Origin of the sequence: Mesorhizobium sp. B2-2-4 (genome assembly GCF_006442375.1) — a bacterium.
Classification (GTDB): Bacteria; Pseudomonadota; Alphaproteobacteria; order Rhizobiales; family Rhizobiaceae; genus Mesorhizobium.
The window spans coordinates 1-3484 of record NZ_VFWB01000030.1 but is presented as its reverse complement, the minus strand read 5'-3'; the positions used below and the strand labels follow the sequence as shown (position 1 = coordinate 3484).

Genomic DNA, 3484 nt, shown 5'->3' with positions numbered 1-3484 from the left:
GCCCGTCGAACACGGCCAGGAACCGATCGGCGCTGTCGATGCCGGCTATGATGGCACCCGCCGCGATCTCGCCGGAGGCAGCTGACAGCCCATTCGCGTCGAGCCTGACGAATTCCCCGGGCAGCCTGCCATTGGCTTCGAAATGGTCGAGCGCCCTGTCGGCCACGGTCCGTTGGTTCCGATTGAGGGCACTAAGCTCGGGATCGGTGCGGTCGGTGCCCGTTACCAGGTACACATTGTTGGCGTCATAGCTCAGGCTGGTCTCGAAGCCGGGCAACGGCGCGTCGCTGAGGCCGGCGAATTTGGTGCCGCCCAGACCGCGCGTGGCATTGAGGATGGTGGAGTTCCTGGAAACAGAGCCGCCTGCCAGGAACGTGACATCGACGGTACCGCCCGAAAGATCGGCGGAGCCGATGACGCTCGCGCGGTCGGCCGTGCCGCCGGAGACCTCGACGGCGTAGATCGAGCCGGCGCCGAATGTCAGTTTCCCGATGATATTGATCGTGCCGATCGAATTCCCAGGCGAAAGCGTGCCGCCATTAATGATCGTCGACGGCAATATACCGGTGCCGCCCACCGTCGCGCGCGTATTCACTCTCAGGCCCCGAGACGAAGCGATCGAGCCGTTCGCCAGAAGCGCGCCGGCGTCGACCGTCATGCCGCCGTCGACGCTGCTGGTGCCGGTGAGGGTGAGTGTGCCAGGGCCGTTCTTGGTGAGCGTGCCGGAGCCCGTCATGTTGCCGGCATAGGTGCCGTCGAAACCCTGGTCGAAGATAACGGCGGCATTGTTCAGGATGTTGCCTTGCAGGCTGAAGGTCGTGCCCTGCAGCGCGCCGGCCGAGACGGTCGTGCCGCCAGCGTAGTTGGCGGCAGCGGGCAGGATCAGCGTGCCGGCGCCGATCTTGGTCAGGCTGCCGAGGCCGGTGATGTTGCCGGCATAGGTGCCGTTGGCTGCTTGGTCGAAGACGACGGAGGCGTTGTTGGTGATGTGGCCCAGCAGGCTCATTGCATTGCCCTGCAGGACGCCGGCATTGACGGTGGTGCTGCCGGTATAGGCATTCGCGCCAGTGAGGATGAGGGTGCCGTCGCCAGTCTTGGTGAGGCTGCCCGAACCCCTGACGACACCGCTCAAGGTGAGGGCCTTGTTGGCGTCCACGAGGATAGCGCCACCGGCGCCTAAAAGCCCGACAGGGCGGGCGCTGGTAAAGGTTTCCGAGGCGCGCAGAGCCCCGTTGTTCAGGTCGACATGGGTGCCGGCTGCGCCGAGCTTGGCGTCGGAGGCAACCCACAGGGTCCCTCCTGCCACCTGCGTGCCGCCGGCGTAGGTATTGTTGCCGGTGAGGACCAGCGTGCCGGCTCCGATCTTGAAGAGGCCACCGTTGCCGCTTATGTTGCCGCTCCAGGAGAGAGACTGGGACTGCGCCGCCACGTCGATACCGCCACCGTTGCTGGCCAAGGTGATATTGCGGCTGATCGACGTTGCCGCAGGTGTGTCCGTCATGGTCCCGACTGCACCACCGTTCAACATGATCCCGGTGGCTGCCGCGCCCAGGTTGCCGTCGTTGGCGAAGCGCAGCACGCCGCCGGTGACCGTCGTGCCGCCCGAGTAGGTGTTGGCCCCGCTAAGAATCAGGTCGCCGGGGCCGGACTTGACCAGCGCACCACTTTCACTGACTACACCACTCAGGGTGAGGGTTTCGCCGGCATCGACGAGAACGATGCCGCGAGCGCCGGTAAGCCAAACGGGGCGGGTGCTGGCAAAGGTCGCCGACGCACTCAGACCGCCACCACCGTCCAGGTTGAGATGGGTGCCTGCCGCGCCGAGCTTGGCATCGGACGCGATTCGCAGGACTCCTTCTTCCACCCGCGTGCCGGCCGCGTAGGTGTTGGTGCCCGTGAGCGAAAGCACGCCGCCGCCTCGCTTGAACAGGGCGCCGCTGCCGGACATGTTGCCGGCAAAGGTGCCGTCGTTGCCGGCCTGGTCGAAGATGACGGACGCATTGTTGGTGATGTTGCCTCTGAGGCTCGACGTTTTGCCCTGCAGGATGCCGGCATTGACGATGGTGCCCCCGCTATAGGCATTGGCGCCGGTGAGAACGGTCACGCCGTCGCCATTCTTGACCAGAGACCAGCTGCCACTGTCGGTGCCGGTGCCGCCAGCTCCGGTCTGGTCGATGATGATGTCGCTTATGGTCTGCGTCTGTCCGGCGCCAGGGGCGACGCTGAACGAGCCGTTGCCGTGAAGGAAGATGCCCGACCCGATGCCCTGGCCGGGCGTGGCATTGCCCTGCCCGCCCCTCCTTCCACCGTCACCGACCGCGACGGCATTTCCGGAAATGTTGAGAGCGCCGGCCAGGGTCAGGCTGCCGCCCTCCTGAACGAAGATCGCACCGCCGAGACCGGCGCCGCCACCGCCGCCACTGCTGACGTCGTTGCTGGTGCCGGTGCCGCCGCCGAAGCCACCAGGCTCAGCCACTCCACTACTGCCGGCCCCGCTGCCGCCGCCAAAACCGCCGGCCCCCGGTATATAAGGGCAGTCGCTGCCCGAACACCAGCCGCTGCCGCCGCCGCCGCCGCCAAAACCACCGGGGCTGCCGTCTGTTATGCTACCGTCACCGCCGGCGCCGTCTGGCGCACCGCCTCCACCACTGACGGAGGCGCCGCCGTCGCCGCCATCGGCTCCGATCGGCCAATAGCCACCGCCGCCGCCACTGCTGCCCCACGAACTGCTCAAGGTCAAAGGTCCGAGCGCGCCGCCATTGCCGCCGCGCGCCTGGTTGGCCTGCAGGTTGACATTGCTTACCGTCACATTGGCGCCTTTGCCGATGAACAGCGCGCCGCCCAGTCCAGCGCCGCCGCCGCCACCACCGCCGCGGGCGGGATTGCCGGGTACAATAAATCTTGCGTCGCCACCCTTACCGCCCTCGGCCTTGGCGTTGGTGATGGTGAGATCTTTGATCGCCACGTTGATCGCGCCCTGCTGCACGAACAGGCCGCGATACTGGTTGTTGCCGGACAGGGTGAAGCCTTGTCCGTTGATGGTCATGTTGCCGCTCCGCACGGGCGGCAGGTTGGCTGTCAGCGTGACATTGGCGTAGAACCGGATTGTGTCGCCGTAGTCGGCGTTGAAGATGGCGAAATGCAGATCCCCCTCGTTGTAGACTGGCCAGTCCTCGGCTCTCGCCGGAAGCGTTGTTGACAGCGTTCCAGCTGCGAGAAGGATGGCCAGTGCCAGGCGCGAGCCCGATGTCGACAGACAAGTTTCCCCGAGCAGACGCAGCATCAGGCGAGCCCGCCTCGTTCCATCGATTTTTCTACCCATCTGCTTGACCCCAGAAGCCCCCCGAATTTGGGGGATCTTGAATTGACTGTTGACAAAGGAACAACACGGCAAGATGCGCATAGCCTCACCAGGTGATGCCGAGCTTGAGCTTGCCGGAATAGCTCTTCACGTTGCCGGAGAACTCGCCCTGGAAGGTGGCTG

Annotated in this window: 1 protein-coding gene; it reads right to left on the bottom strand. The window is 65.6% G+C overall.

Annotated features, from left to right (window positions below; translation table 11 throughout):
• Nucleotides 1-3283 (bottom strand): autotransporter-associated beta strand repeat-containing protein (locus tag FJ959_RS31445; RefSeq protein ID WP_181175198.1); only part of this gene is annotated, 3283 nt, incomplete at its 3' end.
• Nucleotides 3284-3484 lie beyond the last annotated feature (201 nt).